15 protein-coding genes are annotated in these 14,238 nt (G+C 43.1%); all 15 read right to left on the bottom strand.

The annotated features are described in order from the left end of the window. Nucleotides 1-130: 130 nt before the first annotated feature. The 15 genes from C509_RS0115910 to C509_RS0115835 all read right to left on the bottom strand — a co-directional run bounded on the left by C509_RS0115910 (nt 131) and on the right by C509_RS0115835 (nt 14,121). The gene (locus C509_RS0115910) at nt 131-1,285 is read right to left on the bottom strand and encodes a serine hydrolase (protein ID WP_018707923.1); all 1,155 of its coding nucleotides are present in this window, start codon (nt 1,283-1,285) and stop codon (nt 131-133) included. Nucleotides 1,286-1,371: 86 nt separating this feature from the next. Next, complete coding sequence (gene dnaB / locus C509_RS0115905) at nt 1,372-2,724, bottom strand: replicative DNA helicase (protein ID WP_373315345.1); 1,353 nt, start codon at nt 2,722-2,724, stop codon at nt 1,372-1,374. Nucleotides 2,725-3,101: 377 nt separating this feature from the next. Further along, complete coding sequence (rplI, locus tag C509_RS0115900) at nt 3,102-3,551, bottom strand: 50S ribosomal protein L9 (protein ID WP_018707921.1); 450 nt, start codon at nt 3,549-3,551, stop codon at nt 3,102-3,104. Further along, a complete protein-coding gene (locus C509_RS0115895; protein WP_018707920.1) occupies nt 3,548-5,521 on the bottom strand; it encodes a DHH family phosphoesterase in 1,974 nt (657 codons plus the stop codon). Before C509_RS0115895 ends, rplI begins: the two co-directional genes overlap by 4 nt. Nucleotides 5,522-5,562: 41 nt before the next feature. Then, nucleotides 5,563-6,501 (bottom strand): YybS family protein, encoded by a 939-nt coding sequence (locus C509_RS0115890; protein ID WP_018707919.1) that lies wholly within the window; start codon nt 6,499-6,501, stop codon nt 5,563-5,565. Continuing rightward, nucleotides 6,498-6,716 (bottom strand): hypothetical protein, encoded by a 219-nt coding sequence (locus C509_RS0115885; RefSeq protein WP_018707918.1) that lies wholly within the window; start codon nt 6,714-6,716, stop codon nt 6,498-6,500. Before C509_RS0115885 ends, C509_RS0115890 begins: the two co-directional genes overlap by 4 nt. Nucleotides 6,717-6,982: 266 nt before the next feature. After that, nucleotides 6,983-7,219 carry a 30S ribosomal protein S18 gene (rpsR, locus tag C509_RS0115880; protein WP_018707917.1) on the bottom strand — a complete coding sequence of 79 codons (237 nt, stop codon included), beginning with the start codon at nt 7,217-7,219 and terminating at the stop codon, nt 6,983-6,985. A 24-nt stretch (nt 7,220-7,243) separates the two neighbouring features. Then, the gene (gene ssb / locus C509_RS0115875; protein ID WP_018707916.1) at nt 7,244-7,744 is read right to left on the bottom strand and encodes a single-stranded DNA-binding protein; all 501 of its coding nucleotides are present in this window, start codon (nt 7,742-7,744) and stop codon (nt 7,244-7,246) included. A 62-nt stretch (nt 7,745-7,806) separates the two neighbouring features. Further along, the gene (gene rpsF / locus C509_RS0115870; protein WP_018707915.1) at nt 7,807-8,097 is read right to left on the bottom strand and encodes a 30S ribosomal protein S6; all 291 of its coding nucleotides are present in this window, start codon (nt 8,095-8,097) and stop codon (nt 7,807-7,809) included. A gap of 256 nt (nt 8,098-8,353) precedes the next feature. After that, nucleotides 8,354-8,695 carry a DUF378 domain-containing protein gene (locus tag C509_RS0115865; protein ID WP_018707914.1) on the bottom strand — a complete coding sequence of 114 codons (342 nt, stop codon included), beginning with the start codon at nt 8,693-8,695 and terminating at the stop codon, nt 8,354-8,356. Between the two features lie 94 nt (nt 8,696-8,789). Continuing rightward, complete coding sequence (locus C509_RS24090) at nt 8,790-10,388, bottom strand: fatty acid--CoA ligase (RefSeq protein WP_018707913.1); 1,599 nt, start codon at nt 10,386-10,388, stop codon at nt 8,790-8,792. A gap of 24 nt (nt 10,389-10,412) precedes the next feature. After that, on the bottom strand, nt 10,413-11,555 hold the full coding sequence (locus C509_RS0115855; RefSeq protein WP_018707912.1) for a thiolase family protein: 1,143 nt from the start codon (nt 11,553-11,555) through the stop codon (nt 10,413-10,415). 127 nt (nt 11,556-11,682) lie between these two features. After that, nucleotides 11,683-12,783 carry a redox-regulated ATPase YchF gene (gene ychF / locus C509_RS0115850; protein WP_018707911.1) on the bottom strand — a complete coding sequence of 367 codons (1,101 nt, stop codon included), beginning with the start codon at nt 12,781-12,783 and terminating at the stop codon, nt 11,683-11,685. Between the two features lie 181 nt (nt 12,784-12,964). Then, on the bottom strand, nt 12,965-13,162 hold the full coding sequence (locus C509_RS0115840) for a DUF951 domain-containing protein (protein WP_018707910.1): 198 nt from the start codon (nt 13,160-13,162) through the stop codon (nt 12,965-12,967). A 2-nt stretch (nt 13,163-13,164) separates the two neighbouring features. Beyond that, a complete protein-coding gene (locus tag C509_RS0115835) occupies nt 13,165-14,121 on the bottom strand; it encodes a mechanosensitive ion channel family protein (RefSeq protein ID WP_018707909.1) in 957 nt (318 codons plus the stop codon). Nucleotides 14,122-14,238: the final 117 nt, after the last annotated feature.

The following is a 14,238-nucleotide window of genomic DNA, read 5'->3' as shown; positions in this document are numbered from 1 at the left end:
TCGTGACGAACCCTGATGTGGAACATATACATTTTATCAGTGCAGATTTCGCACAAGCGAACATTTTTGACAGTTTTCATATTATTTGTTCGCTTTTACAATTGTATTTTTGCTCCAATCATATTATAACCTATAATTCAGTTTGATTAACAGAATTCGAAGTTCCAAATTCTTTTTCCACTTTTGAACGGAAAGAAGGATTTGTCAAAATTTCAAGTTGAAAACTGTTCAATTTTTTTGTCAGCTGCATTTGTTCAATCGTACCCAGATCATTGGCAAAAAAAGCAAGCTCTGTCCGGTTGCCTTTTTTATCTTCTGCATACATGGCTTTCGTTAATACAAAGGCTGTCGAACCACCTTTTTGTCCCGCATGTTTGAGCCACTCGCGATTTTGTGGATTTTGCATCAATCCTTCCATAACAGGGTCAAGAAAAGTGTGTATTTCTTTGGAAAAATACTGTTTGCTATTTAATTTTTCCATCAGAGAAACATAATCTCCTGTCGTTGCTCTCGGCAGCCTGTCGGACCAGATTTTCTGGAATTTCATATCCAATGCAGATGCTGCTTTTCTCTTTTGCTCGGCCGTCGGTGGCTCCACATCCCATTGATTCACTATTTCAGTTGCTCTTTGCCGATATTCATCCAACGACATATCTTGAAGAACCTTTAATGCTTTCTTCTTGGACATTTGTTCCTCTTCCATCAACGTAAAGGGAATAAACATCGCGCCACCGATTGGATAAATCTGTTCATGTTGAAATAGCCCCGTCTGTATAAGCACCTCATTGATGTTATCGAGCCCTAAACGTTTTATGAGAAAATCAGTATTTGCGTTGGAGCTGAAGGTAATCATTCCATTGGCGACTTCACTGATGGGCACCTGCTCAATCTCTGTATCATTATCATCCTTTAAGGAGCCCATCCATGCCTTATGTGCGCCGCCGTCGGTCTTAGGAAGGTAGTACTTGTCTAATTCCTTAATGCTTACCTTCTCTTCAGGATCAACCGTTCCTTCCGCTGCCTGCTTCGCGTATTCAATTGCAACAATGATCTTCATCGTACTGGCCAGCGGCAAAGGCTGGTCACTGTTTACATCGGCAATCCGAGTTCCGTTATGTACGATTGATAAAGCAACATCTTTTGAATCCGCCTGGTCTTTGATCAACTGCATGACAAATTCAGGATCATCCTCCTTGAACTCCTTTTGGATGAACCAAATCCCGAATCCAATAATCAATAGGATGATACACAGTGCACCGGCTATGATCCAAAGAATTTTCTTCACATCTGCTCACCTCTTGTATTATGTACGGTACAGAGCTCATAAGGTTCCGGAGAAGAAAAAAAGCACCTCCGAAGAGGTGCTCGAAACTACGCTCCGGGTGGAGCGTCCATCTCATCAAACCTTCGTTCAAGGTTGACGAATTTGTTATATTCTTTTACAAATGCCAGCGATACAGTTCCTGTTGGACCATTACGCTGTTTTGCGATAATGATTTCGATGATATTTTTATTTTCCGTTTCCTTGTCATAATAATCATCACGGTACAGGAACGCAACGATATCGGCATCCTGCTCAATGGACCCGGATTCCCGGATGTCGGACATCATCGGCCTTTTATCCTGTCGCTGCTCGACCCCCCGGGAAAGCTGTGATAGCGCGATGACTGGAACTTCCAATTCACGGGCGAGCGCCTTTAGTGAACGGGAGATTTCGGATACTTCCTGCTGGCGATTTTCTTTTGACCGGCCGCTCCCTTGAATCAGCTGCAAGTAGTCGATCAAGATCATTCCCAGTCCACTTTCCTGCTTCAGTCTCCGGCATTTTGACCGAATTTCGCTAACCCGTATTCCTGGCGTATCATCTATATAAATGCCCGAATTTGATAAACTTCCCATTGCCATCGTCAGTTTTCGCCAGTCTTCATCTGTAAGGGAGCCTGTTCTCAAATTTTGGGCATCAATATTCCCTTCTGCGCAGAGCATCCTCATTACAAGCTGCTCCGCTCCCATTTCCAAACTGAAGATAGCCACATTTTCGTCGGTTTTTGTGGCAACATTTTGGGCGATATTCAGTGCAAAGGCTGTCTTTCCAACAGACGGCCGCGCCGCAACGATGATCAGATCATTTCGCTGGAACCCCGCGGTCATCCGGTCCAATTCCGAGAATCCCGTCGGTATCCCCGTCACTTCCCCTTTCCGGTTATGAAGCAATTCAATATTGTCATATGTACGGACAAGGACATCTTTAATATTTTGAAAAGCACCTGAATTTTTACGCTGGGCCACTTCCATGATGCTTTTTTCAGCTTCATCAAGCAGGGCTTCCACTTCATCTTCTCGTGTATAACCCTCTGTCGCAATATCAGTGGCTGTACGGATCAGACGGCGCAGCAAAGCCTTTTCTTCGACGATTCTGGCATAGTAGCCGACGTTGGCTGCTGTCGGGACAGATACAGAAAGCTCACTCAAATAGGAAATTCCGCCTACATCCTCCAGCAGTTTGGAGGCAGCGAGTTGTTCCGTGACAGTAACCAAATCAACGGCATGTCCTGTTTCATTTAAATGGAGCATGACTTCATATATTTTCTGATGGGCACTGCGGTAAAAATCTTCTGGAAGCAGTATTTCGGATGCCAATACAATAGCCGCAGGATCAAGAAAAATCGCACCGATCACAGCCTGCTCAGCTTCTATATTTTGCGGCGGTGTACGGTCAATCATCAACTCATTCAATGTACAGGTCACCTCCCCTTTTCAACCTCGTTGACCCAAAACAAAAGCGTCAGCCGTACAAGACGATTCCCAATGAGGCAGTTCTTCATCCATTACCAATTTCAATTACTTTAAATGGATACCTCTTGGATGATACTTCATACAGCTATGTGACGGGGCTGAAACTCGAATAAGCTATCCCCTGGATCACCATCTTTCTTGCAAGCCTGTGATCCTGAGGAGATAGGCGCTGAAATTGGACAAAGCATATTAGGATAAAAAAATGTTTTATCATTTACTAAGCAGTAAAAAATGTGACCGGCAAAAACCAGATCACATTTTTATCGTTTATTCTATTCTATCATGAATCTTTCAATAGACATATATTATTTTTGCTCTACTACATGAACATTAAGCGTCGCAGTCACTTCATGATGAAGTTTGACTGGCACTTTTGTCACACCGAGAGTTCTGATTGGCTGATCCATTTCAATTTTCCTACGGTCCACCTTGATATTATGTGTCTTTTTCAGTTCATCTGCCACTTGCTTGTTTGTGATTGAGCCGAATAACCGTCCGCCTTCCCCGGATTTCGCCTTAATCTCTACCTTAAGCTTTTCTACTTCTTCTTTCAGGTTTTTGGCTTCCTGCAATGCTTCTTCTTCCAGCTTCTGCTCTTTCTTTTGCTGGTTTTTTAGATTGGCCATATTCCCAGGAGTTGCTTCAATTGCCAGACCTTGTTTGAAAAGGAAGTTTTGTGCATAACCGACAGCAACATCCTTCACTTCGCCTTTTTTTCCTCTACCTTTTACATCTTTTAAAAAAATGACTTTCACGATGTTTGACCTCCTTCAAAATATTCATCCAGCACCTGCCTTAGCTGCAGTTCTGCTTCTACCACGGTGACTCCCGGGAGCTGCGCCGCCGCATTCGTCAAATGCCCTCCACCTCCGAGCATTTCCATGATAATCTGTACATTCACTTCTCCAAGGGAACGAGCGCTGATTCCCACAACGTCCTCAGCCCGCTTGGAAACGACAAATGAAGCAGCCACGCCATCCATTGTCAACAGGGTGTCAGCCGCCTGCGCAATCATGACCGGACTGTAGACCACATTTTCGTTGCCGGTGGCAATTGTTACACCGTTCTTGTAAAATTCCATTGTTTCAATTAGTTTGGCTCTTTTAATATAAGAGCCGACATCTTCCTTCATGAAGCTTTGTACAAGTATCGTATCCGCACCGCGGGCCCTCAAATAGGAAGCCGCGTCAAATGTCCGAGATCCGGTCCTTAATGTAAAACTTTTCGTATCTACAATAATACCTGATAAAAGGGCTGTTGCTTCCAACATGTGCAGCTTTTTACCCTTCGGCTGATATTCGAGCAACTCCGTCACAAGCTCGGATGTAGATGATGCGTATGGCTCCATATAAACAAGCAGCGGCTTGTTGATAAAATCTTCACTTCTTCGGTGATGGTCGATGACTACGACCCGGTCGGTTTTATTGAGCAGTTTTTCTTCAATTACTAAAGAAGGTTTATGTGTATCAACAACAACAAGAAGTGTATCTTCAGTTGCGATTTCCAATGCATCTTCCGGAGATATAAGCCTGGAATAAAGCTCCGGCTCGTTTTTCAATTCCTCCACAAGCCTTTTGACACTTGTATCAATTTCATTGTAGTCTATGACAATATAGCCTTCCTTTTCATTCATCTCTGCTGCTTTTCTGACCCCTATAGCAGAACCGATTGCATCAAGATCAGGGAACTTATGTCCCATGACAATGACCTTATCGCTTCCAAGAATCAAATCTTTCAAGGCATGCGAGATGACACGGGCACGGACCCGGGTTCTTTTCTCCATCGGATTTGTTTTTCCACCGTAGAATTTCAATTTTCCATTTGGCAGTTTCATTGCAACCTGGTCTCCTCCGCGTCCCAAGGCCAAATCAAGGCTTGATTGAGAAAGCGCTCCAAGTTCAGGGAAATCTGAAACTCCAAGGCCTACACCGATGCTTAAAGTAATCGGCACATGCTGCTTTGCCGTGGTTTCCCTTACAACATCCAGAATGGAAAACTTATCTTTTTCCAACTCATGCAAAGTTTTTTCATTCAATAAAATAATAAAACGGTCGGAAGACGTTCTTTTCAAGAAAATACCGTGTTCCAAAGCCCATTCATTCAATAAAGCGGTGACTGTACTATTCAGTTCACTTTTCGTCTGGTCATTCATTCCCTGTGTCGCGTCATCATAGTTGTCGAGTAAGATTGTGGCGATAACCTGGCGTTCATCCTGATATCGCTTCATCGTTTCCATTTCTTCAGTTACATCAAAAAAATAAAGAAGGCGTTCTTCATTTTTCAATAAGACACGATACTTTCGTTCATTCAATGTAATAATTTCAGATTCTTTTTCTTGCTGAATAGGAGGAATGAGCGACTCCGCTATCTCGTAGAGTGAACAGCCGACAAGGGAAGTCTCACCCAGCCGCGATGCCATATAGGCATTAGTCCATTCAATGATGTAATCATCGTTGATCAGCATCACTCCGATTGGCATATCCAGTAATGCTTCTTCTCCCACCTTTTTCACACGGTGGGAAAGCGTGGAAATATACCTTTCGATTTCCCTTAGCCTATCCTTTTGGGATTTTAAAAATAAAATCAGGAAAATGATAAGCAAGAGAGCTCCTATCACGCCTGCCCACCAGTATTGGAGACTGATAATTACAAGAAGAACGGCGCTTAAAGTGACAATCCCAATGATAGGAGGAAAGCTCTTCTTTTTATTCATATATGGCGGCATCCTTTCAGCTCCCTTTACTCCATTAATATTTTTTCATAACATTACTTTTTTGCCAGTCGCTGTCTTAAATCGAAACCTAAATCAATTATACCCAATAACCTCACTAGAGAGAAAAACAAAGGCAATAAAAGCGTCATCACCGTGGCAATAATCGGTATGGCTTTCGGCCAATTTTTTACATAACCGTAGTAAAAGATAAAGGCCAGACCCTGGATCAGCAGCAAAACCTGCAAAATATAGGCAGCGTTGATAATCGCCATATGCAAAAATGTTCCTTCTTCAGGCTTGATAAAGAGAGATACGATCAAGGTGATTAAATAATACCATAAGATGCTTCTCGGAAAATTTACCATTCTGAAAGGTGGGAATTTGGGTACATCAACCCCAAATCTTTTGATAATAGGGAAGTTAATCACCATAAATAAAATGACGGATAAAAACGCACCACCCAACAAGAGACTCGGAGCCAACGTTTTCATCATTCCAATCATATCCTGAAGCTGCTTTACCATGTTCGGGTCGGGAGTCTGACCAAGAGTTCTCATCATATTGACATATTGGTCGACTGAACTTGAAAAAATCCGAACGAGTTCATCCAAGAAATTCATGCCAAATAGCTGGGCTGCAATTACATAGAATAATACAATATTACCCAAAAACACAAAACTCGAAGCCGCATAGGTAACCATTTTGCTTTTTCCAGTTCGAATACAATAACCCATAATTGTGCCGGTTGAGCCATACATAATGGCCATTGGAGCCGCAAGCACCGTCCCTGCAACCATAGCCATAAAAATGGCGCCCACAACCAGAACAATTGCATTTTTTAAAGGATATTTCGAACTGTATAAGAGAAAAGGCATTATTAAAAAAAATTGAGTAGCGAGAGTCGCCATTGGAACGTAGACAGAAAGAATCAAAAGAACTGTAAAAACAGCAAGCAGTAACGCCCCTTCTGTGAGCATGCGGGTATTCTTCACTTTGTCACCTCATTAAGTATGTACCAGTCTATTTTAACAAAAAACCCCCGATAAGTCTCACGAGTAACCAAGACAATTCCCTGAAAGACAATTTGTAAAAGAACAGGTGAGATTTTTACCTGCCAGATCAAAAGCATAAGAGCCTGTGTATCGACGTAGTCTGCCTTTACTTCTTCACCGGACGGCTTAATCCTTGTACCTTGTACCGATGACATCGAGGAAAACTCAAAATAGCACAAGGGCTGCCTGTCCGGCGGCAGGCTCGAACTGCGACGTCCTGTCGCCTCGCTTGCACTTGGACCTCCTGTCCGGCGGCAGGGCTCGAACTGCGACGTCCTGTCGCCTCTCTTGCACTTGGACTGCCTGTCCGGCGGACCTGGATTGAGCATGACCCGATCTTAATATCTAAAACATAGTCTTTCTATCATTTCCTAAATCATAAAAAAAGCAGCAAGGATTTCTCCTCACTGCTTCCTTTTTATTATTCACCTGATACGAATGGAAGAAGTGCCATTTGACGAGCACGTTTGATAGCTACTGTCAATTTACGTTGGTACTTAGCACTTGTTCCAGTCACACGACGTGGAAGAATCTTTCCACGTTCGGAAATGAACTTTTTAAGTAGATCTACATCTTTGTAGTCGATGTGTGTAATTCCGTTCGATGTAAAGAAACACACTTTCCGGCGTTTACGTCCGCCTCTGCGTCCACCTGCCATTAAAAACCCTCCTTCACAATTTTATTAAAATGGAAGATCGTCATCTGAGATGTCGATTGGTTGTCCATCATTTGAGAATGGGTCTTCATCTGTCCGAGTATAGCCCTGATTCCTTTGGTCACCGTAGGATGGGCTTTGGCTGCGTTGACCGCCGCCACCGAATTGGCTTCCGCCAAAGTCACCGCCGCGATCTTGTGAAGCAGCACCTCTTGGTTCCAGAAATTGAACACTGTCTGCAACTACCTCAGTTACATACACTCGTTTACCATCCTGATCATCATAGCTGCGTGTCTGTAAACGGCCGTCCACCCCTGCCAAGCTCCCCTTTTTCAAGAAGTTGGCAACATTTTCCGCCGGGCGGCGCCACACTACGCAGTTGATAAAATCTGCTTCACGTTCACCCTGCTGATTTGTAAACGTACGGTTAACAGCTAATGTGAAGTTCGCAACAGGCACACCGTTTGGAGTGTAGCGCAAATCCGGATCTTTAGTTAATCGGCCAACTAATACTACTCGGTTCATCATCAGAATCAACCTCTTCCCGATTTACTATTCTTATACTGTTCCACGTGGAACAATTTTTCTGTTTATTTTTCTTCTTCTTTAATCACAATGTGACGGATGATATCATCGTTAATCTTAGCAAGACGTTCGAATTCCTGAACTGCTTCAGCGTTTGCATTTACGTTGATTAAGCGATAGTAACCTTCGCGGAAATCCTCAATCTCGTATGCCAAACGACGTTTGCCCCAATCCTTTGATTCGATGATTTCAGCCCCTTGGGAAGCAAGAATATTATCGAAACGCTCTACTACAGATTGCTTCGCTTCTTCCTCAATATTAGGGCGAATGATGTACATGATTTCGTACTTTCTCATCAATGATCCACCTCCTTATGGTCTGTGCGGCCCTCAAAAAAATAGAGGGCAAGGAGCAACTTTCATTACTCACAGAGAAAAATTATAACATAAAGGACCGAATAAAACAAATATCATTTTAGTGTATCGGACGCTGTCAAGAATCATTCTCAGATCTTTCTTCCATTATAGAACATTAGTTCCCATAAATCAACTTATTAATGGGTTTTCAAAATAAAAAGCCATGCTCGCCTTTATGGCTTGCATGGCTTATAAATTATTCTTCCTCTTTATCGTACGCATCCCTGGATGGATTGAATGCATGATCAAGATCCGGGTCTTCAGCAAATTCCGTACCATAGTTTGGCCGGATGGCAGTTCTTTCATCTTGAATTGGGCTTGTATAATCTTCCTTCTCATCGACTGTCTCCCGATCGAAGAAATATGACAAGCAAATGAGACCGCTCAATCCGACTAAAGTATAGATTAACCGCGACAATCCTGCAGTTTGTCCGCCAAATATGGCAGCCACCAGGTCGAACCTGAATAAACCAATCAATCCCCAGTTAATTGCACCGACAATAACCAGAGCCAAAGCAATCTTCCGTAATGTGTTCATGCGGAACACCCCCTTTTCTTCAAAGGAAAGACCAACAGCATATTTTGCTATTGATTCTGTTCTATTATTCGAAGAAATGAGGGGCTTTATACCATTAAACAGGTGAAAACTGAATATATAGCGGGAGAATACCTTTTATTTTTTTTTGAGTGGCAGCCTGCTCTCTCAATATAAACTTTTGCAGCTTACCACTAGCATTCCTTGGAAGTTCATCCATAAATTCATAACGGCGCGGTCTTTTATACCGTGCAAGCCGATCATTTTCCGTACAAAATTTATCAAGTTCCTCGGCCGACAAAGAAAAGTCTTTTTTCACCACAAAAGCAACCACCCTTTCTCCCCATAATTCATCGGGCTCTCCGATTACGGCCGCATCCAAAACACCGGGATGCTCGAACAGGACATCTTCGACTTCCCTTGAATAGATGTTTTCCCCACCGGATAGGATCATATCTTTTACGCGGTCACTCACCCACAGAAATCCCTCTTTGTCCAAATACCCAACATCACCGGAATGGTACCATCCTTTATACAGTGCTTCTTTTGTGGCATCCGGACGATTGAAGTATTCAAGCATAGTACTTGGTCCTCTCACAATGATTTCTCCCAATTCTCCGGGAGCGCAAATATCTTCGGGATCGGATGGCGTTCCTTCTCTTATCTTGATCACCCTTATTTCATGATTTATCAAGGCTTTTCCTGCTGCTCCCGACTTTGCTAATTGCTCATCATCATATAATACTGAAATGGCGGGACCCATTTCGGTCATTCCATATGCTTGAAATAAATCGATACCCAAGGTATTGTTGACTTCTTTAACAAGAGCCGGAGCCATGGGAGCACCCCCATACAGCCCCGCACGCAAACTGGAAAAATCGGCATCAGTTAAATCTTCACGCAACATCATATTCCACATCGTTGGCGCAGCAAAAAAATGGGTGATTTTCTCTTCTTTGATAGCCTGTACAAGTTCTTTTGCATCAAAATGGTGCATAATGATATTTGTCCCACCCATCATAAGGCGGGGAAGAAAGGCACAATGGAGCTCGGCACAGTGAAACATAGGTGCTATACACAGGCCCCTTTCATTTTTTGTCACTCGCATGACGGCTGACATGATCAGGCTTTGATCCACCATATTACGATGGGAATGCATGACACCTTTTGGCATCCCCGTTGTCCCTGATGTATACATGATCGCGTATGGATCATTTTCATCGAGTTCACAATCCGGTCTCTCAGATGAAGCTTTAGACGTCTCTTCGTAATAGTTTTTAGCAAATGAATCAGGTTCGTCAATACACCAAAACTGTATGTTTGAGACTGACTTGGCAGCATGTGCAACCGGACCGCTTGTTGCTTTTTCATACAGTACGATTTTCGGGCACGCATCACGTAAAATAAACTCCACTTCTTTTCCCATCAGGCGAAAATTGATCGGATTGAAAACTGCACCGATTTTCATGCAGGCAAACAAAGCCGTTGCAAACTCAGCCGTGTTGTATAAAACTGTGGATACTCTGTCCCCTTTTTTTACTCCTGATTGTCTGAATGCATTAGCAAGATGATTTACCTCCCGATCCCATTCACTGTAAGTCCAGCTTTTTCCCAGTCGCCGATCTGCAAGCCCTTCTTTAAAGGGAAACTTTGCAACAGTCTGCTCAAACACATCCCTGAGTGTAGGCCCTCCCATGTATACCACTCCCCGTATTGAAAATTATTGATGCTCCAACCTTTCAATAATCGTTGCGTTTGCCATGCCGAAACCTTCACAAATCGCCTGAAGTCCGAAATTTTTTTGCTGCCTTTCCAATTCATGGAGCAGCGTAGTCATAATTCTGGCTCCACTTGCGCCTAGCGGGTGTCCTAATGCGATCGCACCTCCATTCACATTCAATTTTCCTGGGTCCGCCCCTGTTTCCTTCAACCAATGAAGAGGGACTGAAGCAAAGGCTTCGTTCACTTCAAATAAATCAATATCAAAAAGATCCATTTCAGCTTTCTTCAGTGCTTGTTCCGTTGCGGCAACCGGGCCCGTCAGCATCAAGGTGGGGTCAGACCCCACCACTGATCTTGAATTGACCCGGAATCGTGGTTTTAATCCAAGCTCCTCCGCTTTTTCACCGGACATAAGCAATATGGCTGCAGCCCCATCGCTAATTTGGCTTGCATTGCCTGCAGTAATTTTTCCGTTTTTTAAAAAAGGAGGCTCCAAAGCTGCCAGTTTCTCCATTGATGTATTTTCACGGGGGCCTTCATCTTTATTTATAGTTCCATTTTCTGTGTTCACTTCCATGATCTCACGGTCAAATCGCCCTTCCTTCATTGCTCTTACAGCTTTTTCATGGCTCTCCAAGGAAAAGCGGTCCAGTTCTTCCCTTGAAAATCCCCATTGTTCTGCAATCCGTTCTGCTGAAAGACCTTGATTGATCATTTCATAACGCTCTGTTAACAGGCTGCTGTTTTTCGCTCCCTGCAAATTCGAGAACATGGGTACGCGGGACATGCTTTCCACTCCACAAGCTATGACCACATCCATATCTCCACTTAAAATGGCCTGGCATGCAAAATGGACAGCCTGCTGGCTTGAACCACACTGCCTGTCAATCGTGACTCCTGGAACCGTCATCGGAAATCCCGCTATCAAAGCTGCAAGCCTTGCAATATCATTCGCCTGTTCACTTGTCTGTGTCACGCATCCGGCAATGACATCCTCCACGTGTGTTGCTTCCACTCCGACCCTTTCTATAACTTCCTTTAAAACCATGGCAAGAAGTTCATCCGGACGTATGTGGCTTAATAAGCCGTTTCTTTTTCCAACTGGCGTTCTTACGGATTCAACAATGACAACTTCCCTCAAACAATTCTCCCCCTTAGCCTTTAGAAAGCGCTTACTCCCTCATTTCGATGGACTCCTTCCGTTTTCCTCCTTATAAAAAAGAAAAAAGCCTGCAAACGTTTGTTTACAGACTTTCTTGTACACTTACTTATACATTAAAGCGGAAATGAATGACATCGCCATCCTGTACCAAATATTCTTTTCCTTCCAACCGGACTTTTCCCGCCTCTTTGGCTGCAGCCATTGATCCGGCATCCCATAAATCGTCGTAAGAAACTGTTTCGGCGCGGATAAAACCTTTTTCGAAATCAGTATGAATGATTCCGGCACATTGCGGGGCTTTCATCCCTTTTTTGAATGTCCAAGCCCGGACTTCCTGTTCACCTGCAGTAAAATAAGTGGCCAGTCCCAAAAGATGATAAGCTGCACGGATCAATTGATCCAATCCGGATTCTTCAATCCCTAATTCTTCAAGGAACATCGCTTTTTCATCATCGTCAAGGACAGCAATCTCTTCTTCGATTCTGGCACTGATGATGATGACTTCCGCGTTATCATTTTTCGCGTAATCCATAACCTTTTTTACGTATTCGTTACCTGATGGATCAGTCAAATCGTCTTCTCCGACATTCGCCACATATAAAACAGGCTTGCTTGTCAGCAGATGAAGCTGTTTGACAATTTTAAGCTGATCATCGGAAAAGTCAACTGCTCTTGCCGGCTGATCTGATTCAAATGTACTCTTCAATTTGCTCAAGACTTCAAATTCTGCCATGGCATCCTTGTCTTTTTGCTTCGCCATTTTTTCTACTCGGCCAATACGTTTTTCAACGGATTCCAAATCTGCCAAAATCAATTCGAGATTAATTGTCTCAATATCATCAATGGGATCCACTTTTCCAGATACGTGGGTAATGTCACCATCTGCAAAACAACGTACAACGTGACAAATAGCATCCACTTGGCGGATATGGGACAGGAACTTATTCCCAAGTCCTTCCCCTTTACTTGCTCCTTTGACAATTCCAGCAATATCAGTGAATTCAAAAGCCGTTGGTACAGTCTTCTTCGGCTTGACAAGTTCGGTCAATTTTTGGAGGCGGTCGTCCGGAACTTCTACAATTCCGACATTTGGGTCAATCGTACAAAATGGATAGTTCGCCGCTTCCGCTCCTGCTTTTGTAATTGCATTAAATAAGGTCGATTTGCCTACATTTGGCAAACCAACAATCCCTGCCGTTAGGGCCATTTCGGTCACTCCTCTTCGTCGGGGCAGACTCTGCCCCCAATCCATTCATAATTATAGAGACTGGGTGAAAAAAGCGCAAGGTGAATTACTGGGTCACCCAGCAGCATTTGCAACCAATTTCATATTTAGTTCATGAAGATAAAGCGCAGGCACCTTGTTCTTCCAAACGAAAAGCATGAAGTTACTCCTCATGCTTTTCCAAAATCTTTTTCATTTTTCTAGTGAATTCCCGCCTTGGCAGCATGACGCTATGTCCGCATCCTTCACATTTCATGCGGATATCCATCCCCATCCGGATAATCCGCCAACGATTGGTTCCGCATGGATGAGGTTTTTTCATTTCAACAACGTCATGAAGGTTAAAATCCTTTTTCTCCATTCTTATCCCCCTTGTCGGTCACCAAAATGATCGTTCTGTTGGTGGTCGTCCCCTCTCATCATCACAATTCGCTGATATGGGATTTCCACCCGATGCGCATCTAATTCCAGCTTGATTGCCTTGCGCAGTTCTCTTGCAATGAACCAGTTTTGAAGCGGCAATGTCTCCGCTGTTACTCTGAGTACAATTTCTGAAGCACCCATTTGCTGAATTCCCAGGACAGTGGGTGTCTCGACGATTTGTTCATATTTTTCCGGCATCGTTTCAAGCAAATTTTCGATCAGGCTTTCCACTTTCTTCAGATCCGCTTGATAGCCAAGGTAAATATCCACAACAGCTACACTGTTATGTAAGGAAAAATTCGTCACTTCCGTAATATTGCCGTTTTGAAGAATGTATAGTTCACCTGTCCAATTCAATATCTTCGTTGTCCGGAGACCGATTTCATTGACAGTTCCTTCAAATTCTCCGATTCGGACATAGTCACCGACGGAAAATTGGTCTTCAAAGATGATGAAAAATCCGCCAATAACATCTTTCACAAGGTTCTGAGCGCCAAAGCCGACGGCAAGTCCCAGAATACCCGCACCAGCCAATATTCCCGTCACATCGATATTCAAAGATGAAAGAATCATGACGATAGCAATAAAATAAACAGTATACGTCAAGATGTTCTGCAAAAGTTTGATAAGAGTCGCTTCACGCCTCTCTGAAAATTGCAGCGGTACATTTGATCTTCTTTTAAAAATTCTTCCGATCGCTGCCTTTCCCACTCGGATGATGATAGAAGACAAAATTATTATGATGATGATTTTCAAGGCTATAAATCCATATTTAATCCATAAATCGGGGTTGGTCAGCTTATCTAAAAATATGTTTGTATTCTTTTCAAGATCTTTAAATTCTTTCAGTTGTTCGTCCATTTTGTCACCTGACCCAGTTCTTGAATTATTTTTCATTTTACCAATAAATCATGCCCCTTTCCAATGACACATTAAAAATCCCTCTTATTCCCAACACCATGTATAGAAATCAGTTGTTCTTCGTATACTGATTATCAAATAAGAAAATAATTG

The sequence above is a fragment of the Siminovitchia fordii DSM 16014 = CIP 108821 genome (genome assembly GCF_000374565.1).
GTDB lineage: Bacteria > Bacillota > Bacilli > Bacillales > Bacillaceae_C > Siminovitchia > Siminovitchia fordii.
This window is presented reverse-complemented; position numbering and strand designations above follow the sequence as displayed.

Excerpts from the sequence above, each read along its gene's own strand:
- C509_RS0115885 (WP_018707918.1), bottom strand. The coding sequence starts at position 6,716 with ATGTCATCGGTACAAGGTACAAGGATTAAGCCGTCCGGTGAAGAAGTA.
- C509_RS0115865 (WP_018707914.1), bottom strand. The coding sequence starts at position 8,695 with ATGAACACATTACGGAAGATTGCTTTGGCTCTGGTTATTGTCGGTGCA.
- ssb (WP_018707916.1), bottom strand. The coding sequence starts at position 7,744 with ATGATGAACCGAGTAGTATTAGTTGGCCGATTAACTAAAGATCCGGAT.
- C509_RS0115895 (WP_018707920.1), bottom strand. The coding sequence starts at position 5,521 with ATGCCGCCATATATGAATAAAAAGAAGAGCTTTCCTCCTATCATTGGG.
- C509_RS24090 (WP_018707913.1), bottom strand. The coding sequence starts at position 10,388 with ATGGGAGGGCCTACACTCAGGGATGTGTTTGAGCAGACTGTTGCAAAG.
- dnaB (WP_373315345.1), bottom strand. The coding sequence starts at position 2,724 with ATGATTGACCGTACACCGCCGCAAAATATAGAAGCTGAGCAGGCTGTG.
- C509_RS0115840 (WP_018707910.1), bottom strand. The coding sequence starts at position 13,162 with ATGGAGAAAAAGGATTTTAACCTTCATGACGTTGTTGAAATGAAAAAA.
- ychF (WP_018707911.1), bottom strand. The coding sequence starts at position 12,783 with ATGGCCCTAACGGCAGGGATTGTTGGTTTGCCAAATGTAGGCAAATCG.
- rpsR (WP_018707917.1), bottom strand. The coding sequence starts at position 7,219 with ATGGCAGGTGGACGCAGAGGCGGACGTAAACGCCGGAAAGTGTGTTTC.
- rpsF (WP_018707915.1), bottom strand. The coding sequence starts at position 8,097 with ATGAGAAAGTACGAAATCATGTACATCATTCGCCCTAATATTGAGGAA.
- C509_RS0115835 (WP_018707909.1), bottom strand. The coding sequence starts at position 14,121 with ATGAAAAATAATTCAAGAACTGGGTCAGGTGACAAAATGGACGAACAA.